Source organism: Gordonia westfalica (assembly GCF_900105725.1).
Lineage (GTDB): Bacteria > Actinomycetota > Actinomycetes > Mycobacteriales > Mycobacteriaceae > Gordonia > Gordonia westfalica.
On record NZ_FNLM01000034.1, the window covers coordinates 4215780 to 4240856 of the forward strand.

Consider the following 25077-nt stretch of genomic DNA (forward strand, 5'->3'; position numbering starts at 1 on the left):
TCACAACTTCGACAGGTCGGTGCGTGCCAGCATCACGTTGTAGTCGTCCCAGCGGGACACGACGAAGTACAGGTTCTTGCCGCTCGAGCGCGGGTGGATGTACGGGGTGTACAGCCCGCTGGACTGCTGGTTGGAGATGAGGACGCGTTCGCCGCTCCACGGGCCGACCGGGGTCGGCGAGGTGCGCATCATGACGGTGCCGGCGCGCTCGGTGAGCATGACGAACTTCTCGAGGTAGTCGTTGTAGGCCACCGACATCTCGCTGACCGGCCGGCCGATGATCGGCGCGGCGTCGGCCGGGTTCGGCGACCACGAATTACCGCCCCGGAAGTATTGGTAGCGGCTGAGATTCAGGATGTCGCCGGGCCGGAAGCGGGCGACGAACGCCGAACCCTGCCGGCCGTTGGGGGTTCCGTACTGGTAGATGTAGTCGCCGCTGCGCAGGAAGGCACCCATCTGGAAGCGGCTGTGGCCCTGCGCGATCTGCGGTATGCCGGGCACGGTCAACTCGAGGTTCGCGCGGATCGTGTTGTTGTCGACGGTCCACGTCTGACCGTTGTTGCGCGACACCGCGATCGCCGAGTAGTTGGTACTCCAGCGTCCGGGGCCGAGCCATTTGTGGATCGACATGAAGCTCTGGAACTGGACGCCGTTGATCGAGACACCGCCGGTGGGGATGCGTCCCACCTCGATGTTGCGGACGCCCACCGCGTTGAACATCGGTTGCGAGTAGGTGGGATGCGCAGGCGTCACCGATGCGCCGGAGCGAACCGATCCGGGTATCGCGGTCGGGAAGCGGATCGCCTTGTCGAGGTTCGAGTTGGCGTCGCTGCGGAGCATCGTGTTGTGCCGCCACACCATCTGGCCGGCGCATTTGCCCCAGGTGTCGCCGAACGCCATCAGGATCTGACCCGAGCCGTTGTCCCAGGGGACGCCGACATCCGTCGCGGTGATGCCGAAACGGGTGTCCGTGCGTTCCGGGCTACGTGGTCCGGTGACCCACGATACGGCGGTGGTCGCACCCCTGAGTTTGGGCAACGGACCCTGGGGCTTCTTGCCGCCGGCCCGGTAGCTGCCGAAATCGATGCTGCCCCAGCCGAGATCGCTGGACCCGGTGCTGCCGGTACTGCCGACGTCGCCGCCAGTGATGCCGGTGACGTCGCAGACCGACGCGGCGGCGGGCGAGGCCACCGCGGAGAGGAGTCCGGCGGTGAGTCCTACGGTCACGCCGCCGATCATCAGGGTTCGGCGGGCACCCGAGAGTGGGCGCAGGCGCTCATGGCTGCGTCGGGACATGCGGACCCCCTGTGGCTACGGCTGTTGGCAGTGTTGCAGAAGTTGCAGGTGCGAGCGGTGGCGGTGGCCAAAGCTTGACCGGGGCGTGACTTTCCCCGCTCCCTGAGGTCGAGCGGAGCGAGCCACGGAGGGCCGGCGAGATGGGGTCACCAGGCCTTCGTGGCTCGTCGCTTCGCTCCTCACGCCTCAGGCGACGAGTGGGTGCGTGCGCTCCTCACGCCTCAGGCGACGAGTGAGTGCGTGCGCTCTGCACGCCTCAGGCGACGAGGCGCGAGGAGCGCTCGTGGCGAGAGGGTCAGGGGCGCGTGGCGACCGCGAAGGCTCGGCGGAACGGCATGAGCGTGCCCCAGTCATGCTTGGGGTAGGCCTCGGCGAGGCGGCGTTTGAGTTCGGTGACGAACTCCTCGCGCTGGTGGGTGGGTAGCGCCTGCAGGTACGGCCGGGCGCCGGTTCCGGAGATCCAGTCGAAGACGGGGTCGTTGCCGTCGAGGTCGTGCAGGTAGGTGGTCTCCCAGGCGTTGACGCGGAACCCGTGTTCGACGAAGAAATGCAGGTAGTCCTCGGCGTCGAGGCGCGGGAGGGGCCGGACGTCGCTCAGTGACTCGGCGAACGGCTCGGCGGCGGCGAGGTCGGCCAGCGCGGTGCGGAACGGGGCGTCGCGGCCGTTGGGGACCTGGATCGCGAAGGCACCACCGTCGGAGAGATGACTCAACAGGCGGTCGATGACCGCGAACTGGTCGGGCACCCACTGGAACATCGCATTGGAGATCATCAGGTCGAACGTGCGGTGCGGAGTCCAATCGATCACGTCGGCCACGTCGAAGTTGGCGCGTGGATCGAAGTTGTCGCTGATGGCGCGGTCGATCATGGCCGCGGACTCGTCGATGCCGAGGATCTCGGCGGCCGGCCACTGTGCACGCAGGTGCTTGGTGAGGTGTCCGGGGCCGCATCCGAGATCGACGATCGTCGTCGGGTTGGTCGGGATCTGCGCGATCAGGTCGAGGAAGGGTCTCGACCTGTCGTCGGCGAATTGCAGATAGCGTGCCGGATCCCAGACAGCCATGCGTCCACACTAGGGGTCCGGCGGTGCCGGTGTCACGGTCGGTTGAGATCGGCGCAGCCTGGTTCTGCACGAAGAAACGGTCTTGGGAGTCGTCGTGGGGCTGACGTAGGCTTCCCTGCGTGACAGATCCCGCGAACCCTTCTTCCGAGAATCCGACCAGCGCCGATGGTGAGGCAGTCGTGGAGATTTCCACCGATGGCGCATGCCTGGGCAACCCGGGCCCGGGCGGGTGGGGCGCGGTTCTGCGGTACAAGGGCACCGAGAAGCGGATCTCCGGGTCGGAACCCGACTCCACGAACAACAAGATGGAACTCACCGCCGCCATCGAGGGACTCGCCGCGCTGACCAGGCCGTCGAAGGTGATCATCTACACCGACTCCACCTATGTGCGGAACGGCATCATGAAGTGGGTGTCCGGTTGGCAGTCGAACGGCTGGAAGACCAAGGACAAGAAGCCGGTGAAGAACGCCGACCTGTGGCGCCGCCTCATCGAGGAGGAGAAGCGCCACGAGGTGGAGTGGCGATGGGTGAAGGGCCACGCCGGGGATCATTTCAACGAGATCGCCGACGAGTTGGCCACCACCGCGGCCCGGGCGGTCTCCCGATGAACACAGTTCCCGTCGCGATCGAGCCGAATCGCGACGAGCACCTCGTCGCCGCGGTCGAGAGCGCAGGCGGGAAGGTCGTCGGCCTCGACGAGGCGCGCGTGCTGGTCTGGATCGGACTTCCCGCCGAGTTTCCCGAGCTGCCGGACGCCGTCGAATGGGTGGCGCTGAAGTCCGCGGGCATCGAGGACTTCTTCACCGCGGGGATCGTCGACGACCGCCGGATCTGGACCAACGCGTCCGGCTTCTACGCCGAGAACGTCGCCGAGCACGCGCTCGCGCTGCTCCTCGCCGGGCTCCGGCAGATCAACACCGCCGTGGTGCGGCACTGGGACAAGGAACGGATCGACACGTCGGTGCGGTCGCTGCACGGCTCGACGGTCGCCATCATCGGGGCGGGCGGCATCGGGGCATCCCTGGGGCCGCGGCTGAAGGCGTGCGGAGCGCGGGTGGTCGCGGTGAACCGATCGGGCCGCGAGGTGCCGGGCGCCGACGAGGTTCGACGCTCATCGGAACTGGACTCGGTGTGGGCCTCGGCCGACCACGTGGTGCTGGCCGCGCCGGCGACCGCCGAGACGCGACACATGATCAACGCCGAAAGCCTTGCGGCACTGCCGAGTCACGCATGGATTGTGAACATCGCGCGTGGCCCGCTGGTCGACGAGGAGGCCTTGTACAAGGCGCTGGTCGACGGCGAGATCGCCGGTGCCGCGCTGGACGTCACCGACCCCGAGCCGCCGGCGGACGATCACCCTCTGTGGTCGTTGCCGAACGTCATCATCACGCCCCATGTCGCGAACCCCGCGTCGGGTCTGACGCGCGAGTTCGCGCCCTGGCTGGGCGAGAACCTGCGTCGTTTCCTGGCCGGTGACGAGCTGCTGTCGGTGGTCACCCCCGAACGGGATTACTGATCGCCACCAGTTTCTAGAACACGTTCTCGTTTTGCGACGGTTCGTGGCAAGGTCGTGGAGTGATTCTCGACAGATTCCGTATCGATGACCATGTCGCCGTCGTCACCGGAGCCGGGCGCGGCCTGGGTGCGGCCATCGCGGTCGCCTTCGCGCAGGCCGGTGCCGACGTGGTGATCGCGGCGCGCAGCGAATTCGACCTCGACCAGGTGGCGGGACAGATCGCCGACGCCGGGCGGCGGGCCCACGTCGTCCCCGTCGACCTCAGCAACGCCGACGCCGCGGCGGCGCTCGCCCAGGCCGCGGTCGACGAGTTCGGGCGACTCGACACGATCGTCAACAACGTGGGCGGTGCGATGCCGCGACCGCTGCTCGACACGACCCCCAAGCACCTGGTCGACGCCTTCGACTTCAACGTCGCCAACGCCCACGCCCTCGTCGTGGCCGGCGCCAAGCAGATGCTCGCGACGACCGGTCACGGCTCGATCATCAACGTCACCTCGGCGGTGGGCCGGGTCCCCGGTCGTGCGTACGCCGCCTACGGAACCGCGAAAGCGGCTCTCGCGCACTACACCCGGATCGCCGCGATGGACCTGAACCCGAAGATCCGGGTGAACGGCATCGCGCCCGGCGCGATCCTCACCTCGTCCCTGGAGATCGTGGCCGGCAACGACGAGATGCGTACCGCGGTCGAGAACGCCACCCCGATGCACCGGCTCGGCGAACCCGAGGACATCGCCGCCGCCGCGCTCTACCTCGCTTCGCCTGCGGGGGCATACGTGACCGGCAAGATCCTCGAGGTCGACGGCGGGATCATCGCACCGAACCTGGACCTCCCGATCCCGGATCTGTAGTCGAGTCAGGACGGGCGGATGTTCCGCGCGGCCTGCTCGACGATGGTCGCGATCCGCTTGGTCTTGGTCTCGGGGCGCTTCGCCAGTGCGATCTGGGCGAGACCCTGCTTGCGGGCGCTGGGCGGGAAGGCATCCCAGTTGGTGCGTGCCACCGGATCGGCGTCGAGGGCGGCGGTGAGTTCGGGGGACTCGATCCCGGCCTCGGCGTCGTCGAAGATGGTCCACAGGCCACGCGCCTTGGCGTCGTCGATCACCGCCTGACCGACGGGTTGCATGCGTCCGGACTCGACGAGGTCGGCGACCCGTGCCTTGTTCGACGCGGCCCACGGACTGTTGCGTCCGCGTCGCGTGAACCACATGCCGCGCCGGGCCTCGTCGAAAACGCGTGTGTGGCCGTCGATCCAGCCCCAGCAGAGCGCCTCACGGACCGTCTCGTCGTAGTCGAGGGGCTCGCGTCCGGAACCCTTGCGCCAGAACACCAGCCACACGCCCGGCGAGGTCTGGTGGTTGTCGCGCAACCACTCTCGCCACTCGTCCAGCGTGTCGAGAGCGAGCTGGGGTGCGCCCGGATCGGCCATGCGTTCACCCTAATCGCGGACCGTTAGTCTCGGTACAGTTGACCTGTGACCGGCATCCTCGACTTCGCCCGTGACTACTGGTGGCTGATCTTCCCCATCGGTGGAGTCATCGGGGGCTGGGCCGGATCGATCGCGAAGTACAACGAGAAGCGGCGCAAGGACAAGATCGAGCTCGCCCGGATCAGGGCCACCGCGCAGACCGAACAGCTGAAGCTGACCACGACGTCCGTCGAGCAGCTACGCAAGACGTTCAAACAGCACGATGCGCTCAACGAGAAGTGGTTCGCTTACGAACTCGACCTGGCCACCCTGATCGAGTACCCGCTCATGACCGACATGCGGGAACCGCTCACCCTTGCCTTCCATCGTGCGCGGGTCCACGCGGAGGAACTGCGGCCCGAAGCCCCGCGTCTCGGCGACACCGAGACGACGGTCGCGCCGGCCGACTTCGCCGACTACCGGGAGGCGGTCGGCGACTACGCCGCGGCCTTCGACGCCGCCGAACGCGAGGCACGACGCCGCAAGCAGGCCGGTTTCTCGCCGATCGAACGGGAAGCCCTCGACCGCGCCCGCAAGCTGATCAGCGTCGCATCCGACTCCGGTGCCACCGCCGCGGAACGCCAGTCCGCCTACAAGAAGGCGTGCGCCGAACTCGATGGGCTCATCGACGTACCGCCCCTCGCCGCGGAACGCATCGAACGACAGATCGCCGGGGCGCTCGAGCGGGGTCGCGGGGACTGACGACCGTTGATGAAAGGGGCGCGGTCGGACGCCAGGACAGATGCGAGAAGCCGCCACCGACACTCGCACCTTCGCGGTCTGAGGTCAGGAGAGCTCTCTGCGAAGAAGGCCGGCGCCCTCGGCGAGCGCGACCATCTTCTGCCGTGCGACGCCACGAGCGAGCGGCGCCATGCCGCAGTTCCCGCTGGCGTAGAGCTTGTCCTCGTCGACGAAGGGGAGGGCGCTGCGCAAAGTGGCGGCGACTTCCTCCGGCGTCTCGATGGCGTCGCCGGCCACGTCGATCGCTCCCAGCATGACGGTCTTTCCGCGAAGCAGTTCGATCACCTCGACAGGTACCCGCGAGTTGTGACTCTCCAGCGACACGATGTCGATCGATGACTGCTGCAACAGTGGGAACGACTCTTCGTACTGGCGCCATTCGGCCCCCAGCGTCGCCTTCCAGTCGGTGTTTGCCTTGATGCCGTAGCCATAACAGATGTGAACGGCGGTCTTGCAGTTCAACCCTTCGGTCGCACGCTCGAGCGCTGCGACACCCCAGTCCTTCAGTTCGTCGAAGAACACGTTGAACGCGGGCTCGTCGATCTGGATGATGTCGACGCCGGCCGCCTCCAAGTCCTTCGCTTCTTGGTTCAGAATGGTCGCGAACTCCCACGCGAGCTGCTCGCGACTCCGGTAGTGGTCGTCGTAGAGCGTGTCGATCATGGTCATCGGTCCCGGGAGGGCCCACTTGATCGGCCGATCGGTGTCAGCGCGAAGACGCTTCGCGTCCTCTGCGAAGACGGACTCTTCGCGGCTCACCGGGCCGACGACCGTCGGGACGCTCGCGTCGTAGCGGTCACGAATGCGCACGGTCTCGCGACGATCGAAATCGACGCCGCCGAGGTGCTCGATGAACGTGGTCACGAAGTGCTGACGCGTCTGTTCACCATCGCTGATGATGTCGAGCCCGGCAAGGCTCTGATCGTGCACCGCGAGAGTCTGGGCGTCGAGCTTCCCTTCCCGCAGCTCGCCGTCGTGCAACTTCCACGGAGACCAGAGCTTCTCGGGCTCGGAGAGCCACGAGGGCTTGGGCAGGCTGCCGACGATCGTGGTGGGCAGGAGTGTGTTCATCTCGGATACCTCAGGTCTCGGTGGTCAGGCCGGTTGCTTTGTCGCCCACCGCTGCAGCACATCGCCATACGGTTTCATGAGACTCACCTCGGTGAACTTTCCCTGGGTGGTCGCGAGCCGGTTGCGCTCGAGACGGTCGTAGGTTACCTGCGGGAGTGAGAAATTGCCGTAGTCAAGACTCGGCCGGTAGACGTGCCCCGCCGCTGTGTTCGCGTTGTAGATCTCGGGACGGTAGATCTTCTGGAACGTCTCCATCGTCGCGACCGTTCCCGCGAGCGCGACGAACGAATAGTCGTTGAGCAGGTCCCCGCGGTGGTAGAAGGCCAGCGGGGCAACGGAACCCGGAGGCATGAAGTAGCGGACCGCGAGCCCCATCTTCCCGAAGTACTCATCGGTGAGCGACAGCTCGTCCGCCACGTACTCCACCCCGAGAATCGGGTGGTGGTTCGTGAGCCGGGTGTAGGTCCGCGACGTCGAGACGCTGATGCAGATGACCGGCGACTGGGAGAACCTCTCGCGGTACTCGTCCGATTCGAGGAAACGTTGAAAGACCTGTCCGTGGAGGTCGCCGAAGTCGCTGGGGACACCCTTCGCCCGGTGCCCGGGGAGCCGAACGCTGAAGTCGTAGTCGCGAATGTAGGAGGAGAAGTTGTTTCCGACGATGCCCTCGGTGCGGGTGCCCGTGGCGGTCTCGACGATGTTCACGTCGAGCACCTCGATCATCGGGAACGCGGCGTCGACCCCCTTCGACGCGAGATGCAGGTCCACCGAGACGATGTCGAGTTCGAGTTCGTAGCGGTCGCCGCGCGAATTGTCCCAGTGGAGCAGTTCATTGACCCGGGTGTTCATCATCGTCACCGCGTTGCGCAGGTTCTGCCGACGGTCCTCGCCGCGTGCGAGATTCGCGAAGTTCGTCGTCTCGCGCGAGTTGCTCGACGGGGTGTAGTCCTCGTCGAAGCGAGTCGTGCTGATGCTGAAGACACATTCATTCGTCACGTTTGATCAGATTCCCAATCGTTTACGCTGCGTTGCGCGACGGGCGCCACCGCACGGTTCACTGTTTGAGTTTCGCCGCACTCCGACCCGGGTTCCCGATGGTGACGGTCCGATGGGTCAGGCCGACGGCACCCGGGAACCGGTGGTCCGAGGCGGCATTGAAGGAAGTGTAAGTACGCGCGCTTCCATAGCCTAATTCCGCTTCGCGATAGCTGGGGATAGGAATCAGCTATGTCAGGAGATCGACTCCGAAGCTCGAGACGACATCGCGCATCTCCGCCACGAATCGCTCGGCCTGGGCGGTCAACGAGACCGAGGCATGCCCGATCCAACCGATCTCGATGCGCTCGTCCACGTCGAGCGGAACAGCGACTATCGACGGATCCAGATCGTCGGAGATGATGCCGGTCGAGATGGTGTAACCGCCGAGACCGATCATCAGGTTGAAGATGGTTGCTCGGTCGCTCACGCGGATGTCCTGCTTCGATGAACGTGTGGAGAGGATTTCTTCGGCGAGGTAGAACGAGTTGTTCACGCCCTGGTCGAACGTCAGCCGCGGCAGGTCTTCGAGATCCTCCAGCGTGACGATCTCTTTCCCCGCAAGCGGGTTGGTGCGGGCGATGAAGATGTGCGGTGCCGTGAAGAACATCGGCGTAAAGGTCAGCCCCGCTTCGCGGAGCAGTTTGTTGATCACATTCGCGTTGAAACTGTTGCGATAGAGCACACCGACCTCACTCCGCAGAGTGCGAACATCCTCGATGATGTCCCACGTCCGGGTCTCGCGAAGACTGAACGCGTATTCGGCGGCGTCGGACGCTTTCACCATGCGAGCAAAGGCATCGACGACGAATGAGTAGTGTTGCGTGGATACGGCCAGGAGCCGGCGCGAGGGGCCGCGCCCGAGATACCGCTGCTCCAGCAGTTCCGCTTGTTCGACGACCTGGCGCGCGTAGCCGAGAAACTCTGCCCCGTCGTCGGTGAGAGTGACTCCCCGGTTCGAGCGGACGAACAGTGAACGTCCGAGCCGACTTTCGAGGTCCTTGAGCGCCGCGGACATGGTCGGTTGAGCCACATAGAGCATGTCTGCCGCGGCACTGATCGATCCCTCCGCGGCGACCTCCACGAAGTAGCGCAGTTGCTGCAGGGTGATCCCCCGCAGCGCTCTCGCAGCCTGCCGTGCCATTCCAGAAGACTAACGAAGCCACCGACGTCAACCGCGTCGGGCGCGATCACCTCGACGTCGACGCCGGATCAGAGGACACGGAACCCAGGTCGAAGTCCGGATTGGTCGACCACAACCGTCGGCGGGGTGGCGGTCGGCTCAGCCCGCCTCGATCGCCCCGGTGAACTGACTCTCGTAGAGACGGCAGTATGCACCGCGGGCGGCGAGGAGTTCCTCATGGTTGCCCTGCTCGACGATGTGGCCGTCCTCCATCACCACGATCACGTCGGCGTCGCGCACCGTCGAGAGTCGGTGTGCGATCACGAAACTCGTGCGATCGGTGCGCAGGTTGGCCATCGCCTTCTGGATGAGCAGCTCGGTGCGGGTGTCGACGGAGCTGGTGGCCTCGTCGAGGATGAGGATCGTGGGCCGGGCGAGGAACGCCCGGGCGATCGTGATGAGCTGCCGCTCACCGGCACTGACACCGCCGCCCTCGTCGTCGAGAACGGTGTCGTAACCGTCCGGGAGTGTCCGGACGAAGTGGTCGACATGGCTCATCCGGGCGGCTTCGAGCACCTCCTCGCGGGATGCGGACGGGTCGCCGTAGGCGATGTTGTCGAAGATCGTCCCGCCGAACAGCCACGAGTCCTGCAGCACCATGCCGGTGCGCTCGCGCAGGTCGTCGCGGGTCATCTCGGCCGAGTCCACGCCGTCGACACGGATGGTTCCGGAATCGACGTCGTAGAACCGCATGATCAGGTTGACCAGGGTGGTCTTGCCGGCGCCGGTCGGCCCGACGATCGCGACCATGTGTCCGGCACGCGCTGTCAGGGTGAGGTTCTCGATCAGCGGCTTGTCCTCGACGTAGCGGAACGAGACGTCGTCGAACTCGATGAGCCCGTTGTCGACCGCGGGGGTCTTCGGGTTCGCCACGTCCGGGGTCTGCTCGTCGGCGTCGAGGATGTCGAAGATGCGCTCGGCAGAGGCGACACCGCTCTGCATGAGATTGATCATCGACCCGATCTGGGTCAGCGGCTGCGTGAACTGGCGTGAGTACTGGATGAACGCCTGCACCTCGCCGAGGCTCAGCGAACCCGACGCCACGCGCAGGCCACCGACGACGGCGACGGCCACGTAGTTGAGGTTCCCGAGGAACATGATGGTCGGCATGATGACGCCGGAGATGAACTGTGCACGCCAACTCGACTGGTACAGCTTCTCGTTGCGCTCGTCGAAGGTGGCCTCGATCTCGCGCTGACGGCCGAAGGCGGTGACCAGCTCGTGGCCGGTGAACGCCTCCTCGACCTGGGCGTTGAGAGCCCCGGTCGACGCCCACTGCGCGGAGAAGTGCGGCTTGGAACGCTTCGCGATGACGGCGGTCGCGATGATCGCCAGCGGTACGGTCGCGACCGCGATCAGTGCGAGCAGCGGCGAGATCCAGATCATCATCACCAGCAGGGCGATCACGGTCAGCACCGAGTTCACGAACTGGGCGACGGTCTGCTGCATGCTCTGCGACAGGTTGTCGAGGTCGTTGGTGACCCGGCTCAGCAGCTCACCGCGCGGCATCGTGTCGTAGTACCGCAGGGGCAGACGGTGGACCTTCTCCTCGACCCGGGCGCGCAGCTCCCGGATCGTCTCGACCACGACGATGTTCAGCAGGTATGCGGCCAGCCAGGCCAGCCCGGACGCCACGACGTACATCGCGAAGGTGATGAACAGGACTCGGCCGACGTCGCCGAAATCCACTCCGACGCCGGGTGTCACATCCATCGACGAGACCATGTCGGCGAAGGTGTCGTCACCCTGGGCGCGCAGACCTCCGACCGCCTGGTCCTTCGACACGCCCGCCGGCAGCATGCGGCCGATGACCCCGTTGAAGACGAGGTCGGTGGCATGTCCGAGGACGCGCGGCGCGATGGCCAGCAGGATCACCGAGCCGACGATCGAGGTGAGGGTGACCGTCATCAGTCCGCGGTACGAACCGAGCTGGGCGACAACCCTTTTGATCGACGGCCAGAACGAGCGGGGCTTGGATTCGGGGCCGCCGGCCGCCATCGGTCCACCCGGGCGGGTCATGCGCGCTCCTCCACGGCCAGCTGGGATTCGGCGATCTCGGCGTAGGTGGGACACGACGCCAGCAGGTCGTCGTGTGTGCCGATGCCGACGATGCGGCCGCGGTCGAGGACGACGATCTGCTCGGCGTCGACGATGGTCGAGATGCGTTGGGCGACGACGATCACGGATGCGTCCCGGGTGGCGGGCCGCAGCGCCGCGCGCAGCTTGGCGTCGGTGGTGAGGTCGAGCGCCGAGAACGAGTCGTCGAACAGGTAGATCGCGGGACGGCGGACCAGCGCGCGGGCGATCGCGAGCCGCTGCCGCTGTCCGCCGGAGACGGTGGTGCCACCCTGCGAGACCTTGGTGTCGAGGCCATCCGGCATCGCGGAGACGAACTCCTCGGCCTGCGCGATGCGCAGCGCCGCCCAGATCTCTTCGTCGGTGGCGTCGGACTTGCCGTGCCGGATGTTGGACCGGATGGTCCCGGAGAACAGGTACGGGCGCTGCGGGACGAGACCGATCACCGACCGCAGTTCGTCGGGATCGAGTCGCTTGACGTCGGTGCCGCCCACGCTCACCGTCCCCGCGGTGGCGTCGATGAGCCGGGGGACGAGACCGAGGAGCGTCGTCTTGCCGGAACCGGTCGATCCGACGATGGCCGTCGTGGTGCCCGGTGTCACGCCGAAGCTGATGCCCCGCAACACCGGATCGTCGGCGCCGGGATAGCGGAACTCGGCGTCGTCGAATTCCACGGTGCCGGGATGTCCGGAGAAGCCGATCGGGTTGAGCGGCGGATGCACCGAGGTCTCGGTGTCGAGGACCTCGGTGATGCGCTCGGCACAGACCGCCGCGCGCGGAGCCATCATGGCCAGGAACGACGCCATCATCACCGACATCAGGATCTGCATCACGTAGCTCATCAACGCGGTGAGCGCGCCGATCTCGACGCTGCCGTCCGACACGGCGTGCCCGCCGAACCAGATGACCGCGACGATCGTGACGTTCGTGATCACCAGGACCAGGGGGAACATCAGCGCCATCAGCTTGCCGACCCGCAGTGTGGCCTCGGCGAGATGGTCGTTGGCGGCGGCGAAACGCTTCCGCTCGTGCTCTTCACGGACGAAGGCACGCACCACGCGGATACCGGTGATCTGTTCCCGCAGAACCCGGTTCACCGCGTCGATTCGTTCCTGCATCGAGCGGAAACCGGGGATCATGCGGGCGATGACGAGACCCATCGACAGCCCGAGGATCGGCACCGCGATCGCGATGACCCACCACAGTGCCGGGGCCTCGCGGATGCCCATGATGATGCCGCCGAAACACATGATGGGCGCCATCACGAGGATCGCGCTGCTCATCACGATCAGCATCTGCACCTGCTGGACGTCGTTCGTCGTTCGCGTGATCAACGACGGTGCGCCGAAGGTGCCGACCTCGCGGGCGGAGAACGAGTTCACCCGGTGCAGGAGATCGCCGCGGATGTCGCGGCCCACACCGAGAGCGGCCCGGGCGCCGAAGAACTGCGCGATGATCGTCGCCACGATCTGCACGACGCTCACCAGCAGCATCCACCCGCCGATGCGCAGGATGTAGCCGGTGTCACCGGTCGCCACGCCGTTGTCGATGATGTCGGCGTTCAGACTCGGCAGGTACAGCATCGCCGCGGTCGCCACCAGCTGCAGCGACACCACCATGACGATGTTGATGCGGTACCGCTCTAGGTACGTACGAATGAGGCGGGTCAACATCTGGGCGCCGGGAGCGGAGCGAGCGGGCCTGGTGTCACTGCGATCACCTGCGCCAGACTAGTTGCCTGCGCTAAGTGACGTGCGTCGGTCTCGTCGCTCAGCCGCCGAACAGCGCGACGGCCGCCTCCCCGGTATGAGTGAGGTAGGTGAACGACTCCTGGAAGTAGAGGTTCACCACGTCGGCGTCGTGGGAGTCGTAGCCGATCGACACGTCCTGTCCGATCGTCAGCTCGAAGTCGCCGCCACGGGTGCTCATGACGAATGCGCCGCGGATGGCCGGCGCCCAGACGATGTCCCCGTCGAGGAGCCGCTGGATGTGCTGGCGGATGGGGTAGCCGTGGTTCGATGTCTCGTTGACCTGGGTGTACACCTCGGCCGACATGGCGACCGAGTACGGCCCGTCGACCGAGGCGAGCCGCAGGGTGGTCAGTGCCTGACTGACGGCCTCCGGGTAGTCGCGGACGTCCTCGGGCAGCTGGATCGGGGTCGCCGTGGCCTCGGTGCGGATACCGCTGATCGATGCGGCGGCATAGCCCTCGAAGATCGCCCGGTCCTCGGCGAGCGCGAGCTGGCGCGCGGCCTCGACGACCGGATCCCAGTCGGAGTCCTGCGCGCCGCGGTCCACATCGTCGATGGCCTCACGGGAGACGGTGAACGGCACCTTCAACTCGACGAGGGACTGGGTGCGCCGGATGAAGGCCTGGATGCCGTCGGCCGGCGAGTCGATCTTGCTGCGATGGCCCAGCGTCACCGCGGCCGTGTCGGCACCCATAGGACCCTTCACGTCGACGAGCCGGCGACCGGCGACGTTCCGCTTGAACGACCGGGTCGCCTCCTCCTCGATCTCCGCCCACGCGGCCTCGGAGATGGGAGCGAGCTCGCGGTGCAGGTTGTTCATGGTGGCCTCCTGGTGCGGTGGTGACGGGCGGTGGGTCTGTCGGCGTGGGTCGGTGTCGGGCTGGGACTAGTGCAGGGAACCGATTCCCAGGGAACCGTCGGCGCGGCCGGACGGGACCTGGGTGGTGGGTTCGGATGTCTGGGGTGCGGGCGGCAGATCCTCGAGGAAGTCGAGGGTCGGGGTGAAGAACTGCGCACCGGTGACGGCGGTGGTGAAGTCGAGGAGGCGGTCGTAGGTCCCCGGCGGATCGCCGATGAACATCTTGCGCAGCATCTCCTCGGTGACGTCGGGTCCGGCGGAGTAGGCGATGTAGAAAGTGCCGTTCTCGCCGGCCCCGGAGACGTCTCCGTAGGGCATGTTGTCGCGGACGACGTCGATCTCCTCGCCGTTCTCGTCCTCGACCTTGTTGAGCGCGATGTGCGAGTTGACGGGCTTCACGTCGTCGGACATCTCGACGTTGTCGAGCTTGGTCCGCCCGATCGCGGCTTCCTGGTCGCTCGTGCTCAGGTCGTTCCACGATGACAGGTCGTGGACGTAGCGCTGGATCGCGACGTAGCTGCCGCCGGCGAAGTCGGGGTCCTCGTCGCCGACGGTGATCGCGTCGACCGCGGCCTGTCCGATCGGGTTCTCGGTGCCGTCGACGAAGCCGATGAGATCGCGCAGGTCGAAGTAGCGGAAGCCGTGCACCTCGTCGACGACGGTCACCGCCTCGCCGAGGGCGTCGGTGATCAGACGGCCGAGCTCGAAGCACAGGTCCATCTGGTCGGACTTGATGTGCACCAGCAGATCGGCCGGGGTGGCCGGCGCGGTGTGGACCTCGCCCTCATACGGGACGAACGGGCGCAGCGACAGTGGGCGGGGCCCGTCGAAGAGTCGGTCCCAGGCATCCGAACCGATCGAGACGATGCCCGCCAGCGCGGCCTCGGGGGCACGCGAGGACACCGCGTTGTTGAGGCCCGGGATCTCCTCCAGCACATCACGAACCGTGTCCTCGCCACCGTCGCTGATGGTGAGGACGAGAAAGATCGCCGACTTGGTCTTTCGGGTCAGGATCGTCTGCGGGACCGGCACGCCCAATACCCTAGCCGACGCATGTCCGAAATTCGATCACCGACGGGGATGCGAAAATGTAGGGCAGGCAACCCTTTTCGGAACCGGGTTCGGACACCGCGCCGGAGTGTGGGATCAGCCGCGCGCGACGGCCCTACCGGCCGCGCGACCGGAGAAGATGCACCCGCCCAGGAAGGTGCCCTCGAGGGCGTTGTAGCCGTGTACCCCGCCGCCGCCGAAGCCCGCGACCTCGCCGGCCGCGAACAGGCCGTCGAACGCGCTGCCGTCGGGTCGCAGCACCTGCGAGTCGAGGTTGGTCTCGAGGCCGCCGAGGGTCTTGCGCGTGAGGACGTTGAGCCGCACCGCGATCAGGGGTCCGTGAGCGGGGTCGAGGATGCGATGCGGCTTGGCCACGCGAACGATCTTGTCGCCGATGAACTGTCGGGCGTTGTTGATCGCCATCAGCTGGGCGTCCTTGGAGAACTTGTTCTCCACCTCGGCGTCGCGGGCGGAGATGACGCGCTCGATGTGCGCGAGGTCGAGCTCGGGGCCGCGCGCGATCGCGTTCATCCCGCTGACGAGTTCGGGCAGGTTGTCGGCGACCACGAAGTCGATGCCGTTGCGTACGAACGCATCCACCGGAGCGGCCGCGCCCTTGGCGAGGCGGCTCTTTGCGGCCAGCTTGAGATCCTTGGAGGTGATGTCGGGGTTCTGCTCGGAGCCCGACAGCATGAACTCCTTCTCGACGATGGATTGGGTGAGGATGAACCACGAATAGTCGTGACCGGCGGCGAGGATCGCTTTCATCGTCGAGTTCGTGTCGAAGCCCGGGAAGTTCGGCGGCGCGAGCCGATTGCCGTTGGCGTCGAGCCACAACGACGACGGGCCGGGGATGATCCGGATGGCGTGGTCGGGCCAGATCGGGTCCCAGTTGTGGATGCCCTCGGTGTAGTGCCACATGCGGTCACGGTTCACGATGCTCGCGCCCGCGTCCTCGCTGATCCCCAGCATGCGTCCGTCGACATGTGCCGGAACCCCGGAGATCATCGTCTTCGGTGCCGGTCCCAGACGATCGACCGGCCAGTTCTTGCGGATCAGATCGTGGTTGTGGCCGATGCCGCCGGAGGTCACGATGACCGCTCCCGCACGAATCTCGAACTCGCCCACCACATCGCGGTCCGACGCCTTGCCGCGTTCGAGGTCGGTCGGCGCGAGGGTGGCTCCCCGCACGCCGACTGCGACACCGTCGTCGACGACGAGTTCGTCGACGCGATGGCGGAACCGGAACTCGACCAGTCCGCGTTTCTCGGCTTCGAGGACGGGTTCGGCGAAGATCCGCACCACCTCGGGCCCGGTGCCCCAGGTGAGATGGAAGCGGGGTACGGAATTGCCGTGACCGTCGGCGAAACCGCCGCCGCGTTCGGCCCAGCCGACGATCGGGGTGATGCGCAGCCCGAGGTCGTGCAGATACTGCCGCTTCTCGGTGGCCGCGAAGTCGACGTACGCCCGGGCCCACTGACGCGGCCAGTAGTCCTCGTCGTCGCGGTCGAATCCCGCCGACCCCATCCAGTCCTGCAGCGCGAGGTCCGCGGAGTCGGAGATGCCGAGCCGGCGCTGCTCCGGGGTGTCGACCATGAAGAGCCCGCCCAGCGACCAGAATGCCTGTCCGCCAAGGTTGTTGCGGTTCTCCTGGTCGACGACCACCACGCGTCGACCGGCCTTGGTGAGCTCATATGTCGCGACCAGACCCGCCAGACCCGCACCGACGACCACCGCGTCGGCCACCTGCTTCGTCACGACAACTCCTCACCCCGCGTCGATGTGCCGCGTGTCCTCACCCGGACACGTGATCTCGAGAAGACATTAGCGCTGCGTCACACCGAGATGTCGGCGTACCGGTGGAACCACGGCGCGGCGTCCTCGAGGGATGCGGCGAGGGCGAGGAGATCGCCGTCGGCGCCCAGCCTGCCCACGAACTGGACCCCGAGCGGCAGTCCGGTGTCGGTCCAGTGCAGCGGCACACTGATGGCCGGCCGGCCGGTCAGGTTCGCCAGCTGCGTGTAGGGAACCCAGCCGAGGTTCTCCTCGATGAGCTGGTCGACGATCCCCACCCGCGACATCACCCGGCCGACACGCGCCCGGGCCGCGAGACGCGCGGCCCGCTGCAGAAGAGGCGGGGTCGTCATCGACCCGACGGGCGGTGGCGGCACGGCGAGGGTCGGGGTCAGCAGCAGGTCGTGGGTCCCGTGGAAGCGTTCGAGCGCGCGGACGTGGTCGTTGACGTGATCGAGCGCTCGGAAGAGCGGCACGACCCCGGCGGCGCGGCCGATCTCGGCGAGGGCGAGTGTGTCGGCCTCGAAGTCGGCGTCGCCGGCCCCGGACAACCGACGGGCCTCGTCGACCTGGGCGGCCGCCTTCGCGAACCAGATCTCGAGGAAGTCGCGCGCCAGCTCCGCGTCGTCGTGCGGCGGGTCCACCTCTTCGACGTGATGGCCGAGTTCGGTGAGCACCTTCGCGGCGTGCTCGACGGCTGCGACCGCCTCGGGGTGGGGCGCCGGGTTGATGGCCGAACGGGTGGTGAATCCGATCCGCAGCAGCCGCGGGGGAGTGGCGATGCGCGTCGTGAAGGCCTCGGTGTGGAGGGGAGCGGGGTAGGTCGACGACGCGGTGGGACCGATGATCGCGTCGTAGAGGGCGGCCGCGTCGCGCACCGTGCGGGTCACGACGCCCTCGACTCCCATCCCGAAGAGCGGCTCGCCGTTCGCCGGGCCGAAGGGCATCAGGCCGCGCGAGGCCTTCAGCCCGACGAGCCCGTTGCACGCCGCGGGGATGCGGATGGACCCGCCGCCGTCGTTGGCGCCGGCCGCGGGCACGACACCGGCGGCCACGGCGGCGGCGCTGCCGCCGGACGAGCCGCCCGGGGTGACGTCGAGGTTCCACGGGTTGCGTGCCGGACCCCAGAGTGTGGACTCGGTGACCGCCTTGGCGCCGAACTCCGGGGTGTTGGTCTTGCCGAAGATGACCAGCCCCGCGTCGAGGAAGCGCTGCACGACCGTCGCGTGCTCGGTGGCCACATGCCGGGCGAGTGACCGGGAGCCGCGCGTCGTCGGATAGCCGCGGAAGTCCTGCGCGAGGTCCTTGATCAGGAACGGGACGCCTGCGAACGGTCCGGTCAGCTCCGCGCGGACCCGGCTGTCGGCGTCGGCATCCATCGGGATGACGATCGCGTTCAGGTCGGGATTCACCGCGGCGGCGCGGGAGCGTGCGAGGTCGAGGAGTTCGGCTGCCGTGACCTCACCAGAGGCGACGAGCTCGGCGAGGGCGGTCGCGTCGGCGCCGAGGTATTGACCCATGTCCACGGCCCCGACCCTAGTGAGTGCGGCGCCCGGCCGAGGCGTGTTGATCGATGCGGTCGAGCTCGGGTGCGTGACGATCTCCGTATCACCGTTAACCACCCAAACGAATAACGGTGCGGTCGCGGCAATTTCGTTCGTTCAGAGGGCAAAACCAGACATTGGTGCCGCGTATGGGTCATATGGGCTGTTCACGATGGGGTGGGTGTGACGCGTGGCACAGCCGATCGGGATCACGATGCGGGTTCCAGCCTTTGCCGCGACGTTATCGTGCCGTTACACTTCACGGCGACGGGTACCGCTCACGGCGGGGATCAATACAATCCCCCTACGAACGACTCCCGCAGTACCCGGTAGGCAAGATCCAGACAGCGGCCGGTTCGGCCCTGGAGATCCAAAGGAAAACTGACGAATGCTGACTCGCGCCCGTAAGCGCCTCGTCGCCGGACTCGTGGCTCTCGTGGCCGTGTCAGGTGCCACGCTGGTCGCAGCTCCGCCGGCGTCCGCAGCCAACGGCTGCAACGTCGAATACGTCCGCTCGAACGCCATGAACCGGACCGTGCCCGTGTGCATCGTCTCGGCCGGCGGCGGCGGACCGAAGCCGACGCTGTACCTCCTCGACGGACTCCGCGCCCCGAACAACAACAGCGGCTGGCTGATCAACACCAACGTCGCCCGCTGGATGGCGGGCAAGGGCACCAACGTCGCGATCCCGTTCGGCGGCGGCGGCAGCTTCTACACCGACTGGCAGTCGGCCGACCCCGCGCTGGGCGTCCAGAAGTGGGAGACCTTCCTGACCCGTGAGCTGCCGGGTTACATGGCCGCTCGCCATGGCAGCGACAACCGTCGCAACGGCATCGCCGGCCTCTCCATGTCGGGCACCTCGGCCCTGAACCTGGCCTCGCGCCATCCCGGCTTCTACAAGGCCGTCGCGTCCTACAGCGGCTACCCGACGGTGACGATGCCCGGCTTCACCCAGGGCATCATGGCCTCGGTCGCCGAGATGGGCGGCAACCCGTTCAACATGTGGGGCTTCTACCCCGCGGGTACCTGGTTCCAGAACGACCCGTTCCTGAGCGCGGGCAACCTGGCGGGTAAGAACGTCTACGTCTCGTCCGGCAGCGGCGTGGGCAGCAAGTACGACTCCTCGGTCAATCCGTCCAGCAGCAACTTCGACCCGGTCAAGTTCGCTCAGATGATCCCGCTCGAGGTCGCCGCGTCGACCAGCAGCCAGCTCTACGTCGGCCGCCTGGCCCTCGTCCCGGGCGTCAAGCTCACCACCCGGATCACCCGGACGGTGCGCACTGGTGGGACTACTGGCAGGGAACCTTCAAGGAGTCGTGGGCCAAGACCTTCCGCCCGGCGTTCTTCTGAGCCGAGTGAACGGTCTCGCAACTCCATAGAGACAACGGCAAGGGCCGGTGACCTTCGGGTCACCGGCCCTTGTTGTGTGTGGGCGTCGGGTCGCCGGCCTCGATACGGGCCTCACCTTGCGGCTCGGCCCTACTCGACCGGCGGGAGGGGCGCTGCGGGGCAATCTTCGCTCCCTTCAGGAGCGTCCGGAGCCCGACTGCCGAACCTCGACTTGACCGGCAGACGTCGATCGAAGTCTGCGGGTCGGGTTGACGTCGACCGGTGGTTGGGTGGGCGACGGTGTCGCACCGGGCAGCGGAGCCCCTTGCATTGCGTTCTTTCGGATCAGGGAGCGATAGGTGCACCAAAACACCGCGGGCGCATCCGGTGAGTACCGGATGCGCCCGCGGTGGTCGCTGGAGCAGTTGGGCCCTACTCGGGCGGCGGCTGCTTGCGGAAGCTGCGCGTCGCCGAGTCGTCGGCCGGCGGTGCGCCGCCGTCGACCTTCGGGATCTGCTCGGTGGGCCGCTCCCACGGGTTGCCGGCTGCCGAGGAGCCACCGGCCTGCGGGGCATCCCGCTTGTTCAGCGAGGTGGTCCGCTCGTCCGCGGCGGGCGAGGTCGGCGCCGGGCCGGCCGTCACCGCATCGTCGTCACGACGTCCACGGAAGAACATGAGACCGGCGACGACGAGCATGATCGCGCCGAGCACGCCGAGGATGATCGGCAGCCACATGCCCAGGACCTTCAGCTGCGTGACGTAGCCGCTGGCCGTGTCGGCCTGCTTCGTGACGATTCCGTCGGCCCACTTGAAGGTGCCCTTCAGCGCATCCATGCGGAACTCGCGCACCACCTCAGGGGTGGCCTCGCTCTGGTCGGGCGACTTGAAGTACTGGTGCTGCTCCTCGAGTCCGTCGACGATGGTGCCGGTGATGGGCTCGACATACACGTTGCGGGTCGCCGAGGCGTGGCGGTGCATCGTGATCGGATCGTTCGGTCGGACGCCGGGACCGCTGATGCCCCACCACCTGGCGGGCATCGTCAGCATGGTGCCGAGGGCGGCCTCGCCCTGTGCGTTCGGCAGGGTCGAGAGATCCTTCTCCGGGACGTCACACGCGAAGTGCAACGTCTTCACGCCCTTGATCTCCACCTCGTCCTGGAACTTCGCGGTGCAGTCCTGGCGGGTGTTGAGGTCGTAGTAGAGGTAGTCCCTCTTCTGGACGTCGAAGCCGAACTTGTACTGGAAGCCCTTGCGGTTGTCCAGAGCGACCGACACGTCGTTCACGTTGCCGCCCGGCGGCACGGCCTCGAGCTGCAGCGAGCTCACCGCACCGTTGGGGACCGACGTCTTCCGGTTCACCGACACACGGTCGATGGACGCGGTGAGCAAGCCGTCCTCACACGTGCGGGTCTCCCCGGCGGCCGCGACGCTGGGCTCGGTCTCCTGGCCTTCGGCGTCCCGCAGACGGTCGATGAGGACGGTCTGTGCGGACTGCAGCGTGGCCTGACGGCTGTCAGACGGCTCGACGATCACCGAGCGGCGCTGCTGGGTCAGATGCGCCTCGAGAGTGCGGGCGCGATCCTCCGATACCGAGCAACGGTCGAAGATCACCGCCGGGAAGCGGTCGCCGGTGGACCCGTCGGCGGCGACGGTCGTCGCATCCGAGGTGATGTCGAGATCGAGGGGCACCACCTTCAGCAGCGGGACCAGGTAAAGCGGGATGGCGATGGCGACCGCGACGAACGCAGCACCGAAGAAGGCCAGCAGTGCCGGCACGAAACGTCTCATGTGTGACTCCTGTGAATCAGCAGCGTAATCGGTATCACCCTAGCGGGCGGATCGCGATCCGTACGCGTCAGTAGGCCCGACATGCCGTTATTGGGCACAGATGTCAGTTCCGCCGATCGCGATCGGCTCGCCGATCACGTTCGGCCTCCTTGAATATGCCTGCCATGTAGCCGTAGATCTCCTTGTCCGACATGGCTTTCCACCGCGGCGCCAGGAGTTTCATGTATTTCTCAACGTACAGCAGCTGTTTGCCAACGAGAACCAGCTCGCGGGGGAGTCGGGCGTCGTGAGCCTTCGCCACGGCGGCGAGCTGTCGGCCCAGGTCGGTATACGACATCGAGCCGAGATCGGTGGTCGACAGCGGGGTCGTGACCTTCTTGATGTCCTCGGCGCCCTGGGTGGTCGAACCCGGCTTGTGGACCGCACCCAGCAGGAAGATCGCGCGACCTGCGGATTCGTAGTCCGCCCGGACCACCAGGTCGACGACGAGCTGCCGAAGGATCCGGCGTGTGCGCGGGGTGAACCGGCCGACGATGCCGAAATCGAGCAGCACGATCTTCCCGGTGTCGTCGACGAGGACGTTGCCGGCGTGGAGATCGCCGTGGAACAGGCCGCCGTGGAACGCCGAATCCAGCAGTGACAGCAGCAGGTTGCGGCACAGCGCGACGCCGTCGTGACCGGCCGCCCGAACGGCGGCGGCGTCGTCGATCCGGACCGCGTGGATGCGCTCCATGGTCAGGACCCGCGGGGTCGTGAACTCGTCGTACACGCGTGGGACGCGGACGCGGTCGCCGAAGGGGCCGGGTTGGAGGCACTCGTACCACTCGCGCATGGTGTCGGCCTCGATGCGGAAGTCCAGTTCGGCGTCCAGACCGGCAGCGAAATCCTCGACGACGTGGCGTGCGCTGAGCATTCGGCCGTACTCGGAGATCTCGGCGAGACCCGCGAGACGTTCGAGGATCGCGACATCAGGGGCGAGACGGTCGGCGATCCCGGGTCGCTGGATCTTGACGACGACCTCCTCGCCGGTGCGCAGGGTCGCGGTGTGGACCTGGGCGATCGACGCCGAGGCGATCGGCACCGGATCGAAGGCCGCGAAGACCTCTTCGGGCGGGCGGCCGAGTTCGGCGACGAACTGGGCGCGCATCGATTCGGGATCGGCAGGTTTGACGCGGTCGAGAAGTGTCTCGAACTCCGCGGACAGCGCGTCGGAGAACACCCCTGGACTCGAGGCGATGAGTTGTCCGAGCTTCACGTAGGTCGGGCCCAGATGCTCGAACGTGGACCGTAGCTCGTGCGCGACGCGCGCAGAGCTGGGCGCGCGACCGCGAATCGCGTCGCCTGCCGTGTGTAGGACGAATCGTCCGATGCCCGCAGCCGCGTGGGCAGTGGTCGCTCCGAATCGCGTGATCTCGGCGATGGGCGACACCGGTTGCAACTGCGAGCGCCGGCCGTCGTCGACCGAGCTGTTGATCGTCACCGTCGGCCATTGTAACGATCTTCGATGTCCGATCCAGTGGCTCGACGCGGTGCGTCGGATTGCCGCGTGGCGTTGTGGCGGTGAGGCCCGGGCGTCGGCAGACTGGTCACGGTCCGAGGATGTTCAACCTCCGATACCCAAGTCCTTAGGAGTTCTCGTCATGCCCACGACGGTCAACGCGTACATCGCTCCGGCAGCCGACCGCCCCCTCGAACCGGCCACCATCAAACGGCGGGACCTCGGCCCCGACGACGTCGCGATCGACATCGCCTACTCGGGGATCTGTCACTCCGACATCCACACCGCGCGCAACGAGTGGAACGGCACCAGGTTCCCGGTGGTGCCGGGCCATGAGATCGCGGGCACGGTCGCCGCTGTCGGCGAGAACGTCACCCGCCACGCGGTCGGCGACCGGGTCGGCGTGGGCTGTTTCGTCGACTCGTGCCGCGAGTGCGAACCGTGCCGGCTCGGCGAGGAGCAGTACTGCGAGCGCGGCAACACCGGCACGTACAACTCGATCGGCCGCGACGGTGAGCCCACGCACGGCGGTTACAGCTCGTCCATCGTCGTCGACGAGAACTACGTCTGCCGCATCCCGGAGGGAATCGCGCTCGACGTGGCGGCTCCTCTTCAGTGCGCCGGGATCACGCTGTATTCGCCACTGCGGCATTGGGATGCGGGTCCCGGCAAGAAGGTCGCCATCATCGGCCTCGGTGGTCTCGGGCATGTGGGGGTGAAGATCGCGCATGCGCTCGGCGCGGAGGTGACGGTGCTGTCGCAGTCGCTGAAGAAGATGGAGGACGGTCTGCGGCTCGGCGCCGACCACTACTACGCGACAAGCGATCCGCAGACCTTCCGCGATCTGCGTGGCCGATTCGACCTCATCCTCAACACGGTGTCGGCCAATCTCGACATCGGCAAGTACCTGAACATGCTCGCGCTCGACGGCACGCTCGTCGAACTCGGTCTGCCCGAACACCCGATCGAGGTGCCGGCCGGCGCCCTGATCGGCAAGCGCCGCAGCTTCTCCGGATCCATGATCGGTGGGATCGCCCAGACCCAGGAGATGCTCGACTTCTGCGCCGAGCACGGCATCGGTGCCGAGATCGAGCTCATCTCCGCAGACCAGATCAACGAGGCCTACGACCGCGTGGTGGCCTCGGACGTGCGCTACCGGTTCGTCATCGATACCGCCACGCTCTGATCGACCGTCGGCCCGGTTCGCCTTCGGGCGGCCGGGTCGAGATGTTTGAGGGACGCCCGGCTGGGCATCCGTATCGAATCGACGTGCCCGGACAACCGTGAGGAGGCGGCCGCGCATGAACAGCACGCAACTCGCGCCGGTCGAGCACAGCACCGATGCGCCGCGACACGTCGCGCCGACCCCGGATGACACGGTGGACTCCGTGTCGATGCTGGGCTCCAGCAACGGGATTCAATCGGACGCGGGGCTCTCGACGATCACCGTCGACCGTCCGGGACACGAACGGCGGTCAGAACACCATCGCGATGAGCCCGATGATGATCGCCAGCATCGCGATCACCAGAAGGCCGACGCCGACAAGGGCGCCGATCCCGAGGGTCGGGAAGCGTTTCGTCCGATCGGGTTGTTCGTGCGAAAGTCCTGACGTCTGCGGGGTGTCGCGACCGGCCCACACTTCCCAGGGGTCGGCGCGCGTGCGCTCGGCGGTGTTTGGGAGCCGCGGATCCCGGGAAACCGGACGTATCCGGAAGAACCGAGCAGATTGGATGGTGAGCGCACCTTTATGTCCGAAGAACTGCCGATGGAGCCGGCCGAGACCGGAACACCGGACCAGACCCCCGACGACGCGCGCCGCAAGGTCGACGAACTCGAAGGCAAGCACGTCGACGAGCCGGACGGCCAGGAGACGGGGTCCGAGCCGGCGACGACCGGAGACGAGGAAGATCTCGAGTCGCCGGCGGCCGGCGAACCCGAACCCCCGGACTGACACCAACCGACCCACCCACCGGCTGAGGACCTTCGAACATCAGGAGGGCAGGAGCATCCCGAG

21 protein-coding genes and 1 pseudogene are annotated in these 25077 nt (G+C 66.9%); 8 read left to right on the forward strand and 14 right to left on the reverse strand.

Annotated elements, in window-relative coordinates; genetic code table 11:
- Both BLU62_RS24800 and BLU62_RS24805 read right to left on the reverse strand, forming a co-directional pair.
- Nucleotides 1-1296, reverse strand: a complete 1296-nt coding sequence (locus BLU62_RS24800) for a glycoside hydrolase family 183 protein (protein ID WP_074852501.1) — start codon at nt 1294-1296, stop codon at nt 1-3.
- Nucleotides 1297-1591: 295 nt separating this feature from the next.
- Nucleotides 1592-2359, reverse strand: a complete 768-nt coding sequence (locus BLU62_RS24805) for a methyltransferase domain-containing protein (protein WP_074852502.1) — start codon at nt 2357-2359, stop codon at nt 1592-1594.
- 119 nt (nt 2360-2478) lie between these two features.
- Between BLU62_RS24805 and rnhA the strand changes: the two genes are divergently transcribed.
- Genes rnhA through BLU62_RS24820 form a run of 3 tightly spaced genes read left to right on the forward strand, consistent with a single transcriptional unit; the run spans nt 2479 to nt 4726 of the window.
- On the forward strand, nt 2479-2967 hold the full coding sequence (rnhA, locus tag BLU62_RS24810; protein WP_074852503.1) for a ribonuclease HI: 489 nt from the start codon (nt 2479-2481) through the stop codon (nt 2965-2967).
- Nucleotides 2964-3875 carry a D-isomer specific 2-hydroxyacid dehydrogenase family protein gene (locus BLU62_RS24815; RefSeq protein WP_074852504.1) on the forward strand — a complete coding sequence of 304 codons (912 nt, stop codon included), beginning with the start codon at nt 2964-2966 and terminating at the stop codon, nt 3873-3875. The genes rnhA and BLU62_RS24815 overlap by 4 nt, the downstream gene beginning before the upstream one ends.
- Before the next feature lie 59 nt (nt 3876-3934).
- Entirely contained in the window at nt 3935-4726 is a 792-nt protein-coding gene (locus BLU62_RS24820) for an SDR family oxidoreductase (RefSeq protein WP_074852505.1), read from the forward strand.
- Between the two features lie 5 nt (nt 4727-4731).
- Here the strand turns inward: BLU62_RS24820 and BLU62_RS24825 are convergent, their stop codons facing one another.
- Nucleotides 4732-5304 (reverse strand): YdeI/OmpD-associated family protein, encoded by a 573-nt coding sequence (locus BLU62_RS24825; protein ID WP_074852506.1) that lies wholly within the window; start codon nt 5302-5304, stop codon nt 4732-4734.
- A 45-nt stretch (nt 5305-5349) separates the two neighbouring features.
- Between BLU62_RS24825 and BLU62_RS24830 the strand changes: the two genes are divergently transcribed.
- Nucleotides 5350-6045 (forward strand): hypothetical protein, encoded by a 696-nt coding sequence (locus BLU62_RS24830; protein WP_074852507.1) that lies wholly within the window; start codon nt 5350-5352, stop codon nt 6043-6045.
- Nucleotides 6046-6129: 84 nt separating this feature from the next.
- Here the strand turns inward: BLU62_RS24830 and BLU62_RS24835 are convergent, their stop codons facing one another.
- The 9 genes from BLU62_RS24835 to BLU62_RS24875 form a co-directional block, all read right to left on the reverse strand.
- The gene (locus BLU62_RS24835; protein WP_074852508.1) at nt 6130-7155 is read right to left on the reverse strand and encodes a methionine synthase; all 1026 of its coding nucleotides are present in this window, start codon (nt 7153-7155) and stop codon (nt 6130-6132) included.
- 24 nt (nt 7156-7179) lie between these two features.
- The gene (locus BLU62_RS24840) at nt 7180-8151 is read right to left on the reverse strand and encodes a putative oxygenase MesX (RefSeq protein WP_074852509.1); all 972 of its coding nucleotides are present in this window, start codon (nt 8149-8151) and stop codon (nt 7180-7182) included.
- A gap of 229 nt (nt 8152-8380) precedes the next feature.
- On the reverse strand, nt 8381-9334 hold the full coding sequence (locus BLU62_RS24845) for a LysR family transcriptional regulator (RefSeq protein ID WP_074852510.1): 954 nt from the start codon (nt 9332-9334) through the stop codon (nt 8381-8383).
- Nucleotides 9335-9472: 138 nt separating this feature from the next.
- Entirely contained in the window at nt 9473-11392 is a 1920-nt protein-coding gene (locus tag BLU62_RS24850) for an ABC transporter ATP-binding protein (RefSeq protein ID WP_074852511.1), read from the reverse strand.
- Nucleotides 11389-13122 (reverse strand): ABC transporter ATP-binding protein, encoded by a 1734-nt coding sequence (locus tag BLU62_RS24855; RefSeq protein ID WP_074852512.1) that lies wholly within the window; start codon nt 13120-13122, stop codon nt 11389-11391. The genes BLU62_RS24850 and BLU62_RS24855 overlap by 4 nt, the downstream gene beginning before the upstream one ends.
- Nucleotides 13123-13219: 97 nt before the next feature.
- The gene (locus tag BLU62_RS24860; protein ID WP_074852513.1) at nt 13220-14020 is read right to left on the reverse strand and encodes a family 1 encapsulin nanocompartment shell protein; all 801 of its coding nucleotides are present in this window, start codon (nt 14018-14020) and stop codon (nt 13220-13222) included.
- Nucleotides 14021-14086: 66 nt separating this feature from the next.
- On the reverse strand, nt 14087-15091 hold the full coding sequence (locus BLU62_RS24865; protein ID WP_074852514.1) for a Dyp-type peroxidase: 1005 nt from the start codon (nt 15089-15091) through the stop codon (nt 14087-14089).
- A 114-nt stretch (nt 15092-15205) separates the two neighbouring features.
- Nucleotides 15206-16867, reverse strand: a complete 1662-nt coding sequence (locus tag BLU62_RS24870) for an FAD-binding dehydrogenase (protein ID WP_074852515.1) — start codon at nt 16865-16867, stop codon at nt 15206-15208.
- A 77-nt stretch (nt 16868-16944) separates the two neighbouring features.
- Nucleotides 16945-18423 carry an amidase gene (locus tag BLU62_RS24875; RefSeq protein WP_074852516.1) on the reverse strand — a complete coding sequence of 493 codons (1479 nt, stop codon included), beginning with the start codon at nt 18421-18423 and terminating at the stop codon, nt 16945-16947.
- A 412-nt stretch (nt 18424-18835) separates the two neighbouring features.
- Here BLU62_RS24875 and BLU62_RS24880 point away from each other — a divergent pair.
- Nucleotides 18836-19797 (forward strand): annotated as a pseudogene (locus BLU62_RS24880) (alpha/beta hydrolase).
- A gap of 411 nt (nt 19798-20208) precedes the next feature.
- Here BLU62_RS24880 and pgfA read toward each other — a convergent pair.
- Together pgfA and BLU62_RS24890 are read right to left on the reverse strand one after the other, a co-directional pair.
- Entirely contained in the window at nt 20209-21564 is a 1356-nt protein-coding gene (pgfA, locus tag BLU62_RS24885) for a cell envelope lipid trafficking protein PgfA (RefSeq protein ID WP_074852517.1), read from the reverse strand.
- Nucleotides 21565-21667: 103 nt separating this feature from the next.
- A complete protein-coding gene (locus tag BLU62_RS24890; RefSeq protein ID WP_074852518.1) occupies nt 21668-23044 on the reverse strand; it encodes an ABC1 kinase family protein in 1377 nt (458 codons plus the stop codon).
- Nucleotides 23045-23204: 160 nt separating this feature from the next.
- Between BLU62_RS24890 and BLU62_RS24895 the strand changes: the two genes are divergently transcribed.
- From BLU62_RS24895 to BLU62_RS24900, 3 genes are all read left to right on the forward strand, one after another.
- Entirely contained in the window at nt 23205-24248 is a 1044-nt protein-coding gene (locus BLU62_RS24895; RefSeq protein ID WP_074852519.1) for an NAD(P)-dependent alcohol dehydrogenase, read from the forward strand.
- 115 nt (nt 24249-24363) lie between these two features.
- On the forward strand, nt 24364-24672 hold the full coding sequence (locus BLU62_RS32975) for a hypothetical protein (protein WP_159441582.1): 309 nt from the start codon (nt 24364-24366) through the stop codon (nt 24670-24672).
- Between the two features lie 138 nt (nt 24673-24810).
- Nucleotides 24811-25014, forward strand: coding sequence for a hypothetical protein (locus tag BLU62_RS24900; RefSeq protein ID WP_074852520.1), 204 nt, complete (start codon nt 24811-24813; stop codon nt 25012-25014).
- Nucleotides 25015-25077 lie beyond the last annotated feature (63 nt).